Source organism: Streptomyces sp. SID14478, assembly GCF_010548525.1.
Taxonomy (GTDB): Bacteria; Actinomycetota; Actinomycetes; order Streptomycetales; family Streptomycetaceae; genus Streptomyces.
In genome coordinates, this window is record NZ_JAAGMG010001332.1 from 1 (window position 1) to 1,305 (window position 1,305).

Consider the following 1,305-nt stretch of genomic DNA (forward strand, 5'->3'; position numbering starts at 1 on the left):
CGCCCCCGGCCGCGGGCGACGGCGGCGCCGAGGAACTCACCGCCGTACGCGAGCAGCTCTCCGAGACCCTGCGGCTGACCACGAAGCTCACCCCCGAGGACGCACCGCGCGTCGCGTCCCCCGCGCGCTGGCCGCAGACCACGATCGGTGAACTCGCGCGCGCGGGCGCCCTGTCCCTGCACACGGCCGCGACCACGGACGGCACCGGCGACCACGCGCGCGTGCCCGTGCTCACCGACCACGACGTCCTCACCGGCGCCGCCCCCTCCGGCACCCGGATCGCCGTCTCCCCCAACGGCTCGTCGGTGCTGCTGGAGGCCGGCGACGTCGTCGTGCCGGTCGTCGGCGGCGGCGCCGTCGTCCGCGTCGTCGACGCGGACACCGCGGGCGCCGCCCTCGGCCGCGGACTCGCCCTGCTGCGCCCCGACCCGGCCGCGCTCGACCCGTGGTTCCTCGCCGGGTTCCTGCGCGGCACCGCCAACAACCGGCAGGCCAGCAGCTACGCGTCCACCGCGACCCGGCTCGACGTGCGCCGCCTGCAGCTGCCCCGCCTGCCCCTGGCCGAACAGGCCGGATACGGCGCCCGGTTCAGGTCGCTGGCCGCCTTCGAAGACGCGCTGCGCCGCGCCGGCCGCCTCGGCGAACAGCTCGTCCAGGGCCTGCACGACGGCCTCACGGACGGCACCCTCGCACCGGAGTGAGAACAACCGGGGGCCGGTTGTCCCCGTCGGCCTATACGCTCGACGCAGCACGCAGTTCGTGCGCCCACCAGCACACAGGCACCCACCCGCAGGAGCAGCCATGCACGGCCCCGGCTATGCGCCCCCGCCCCGGCTCCCGTCGCCCGGAGCGAAGGCAGGAATGCGCGTGCTCTTCGTGGCCATCGGCGTCCTGACCGTCGGCTTCCTCGGCTTCGTGCCCATGCTGAGGCTCGCCCTGACCTCCCGCAGCAAGACCGACTGGCGGGTCTTCATAGGCGTGGCCGCGACCCAACTCGTGTGCTGGATAGGCATCTTCAGCGACCCCGGCGGCGACGAGTTCACCAGCTGGTACGGGAACACCGCGATGGGCCTGATGCTCGTCAACCTCGCCGTCTCCGTCACGTACTACCTGATCGCCGACGTCCGCCTCGCCCGCACCCAGCAGCTCGCCGCCCGGCCCGCGATGTACGGCATGCCGCAGCAGCCCTCGTACGGCTACCCCCGCCCGATGCCCTACGCGCCGCAGCCGCAGGCACCCACCGCGCCGATGCACGCGATGCCCACCCAGGCGGCCGGCCCGGCGCCCACGCCCGTCCCGCCGCCC

Annotated in this window: 1 protein-coding gene and 1 pseudogene; both read left to right on the forward strand. The window is 75.0% G+C overall.

Translation table 11 applies throughout. The features are described 5' to 3' along the window. Positions 1-701, forward strand: a pseudogene (locus tag G3I40_RS42110) (SAM-dependent methyltransferase); the annotation flags it as partial. A gap of 100 nt (positions 702-801) precedes the next feature. Beyond that, the coding region (locus G3I40_RS42115) for a hypothetical protein (protein WP_164560073.1) at positions 802-1,305 on the forward strand (504 nt) is incomplete at its 3' end.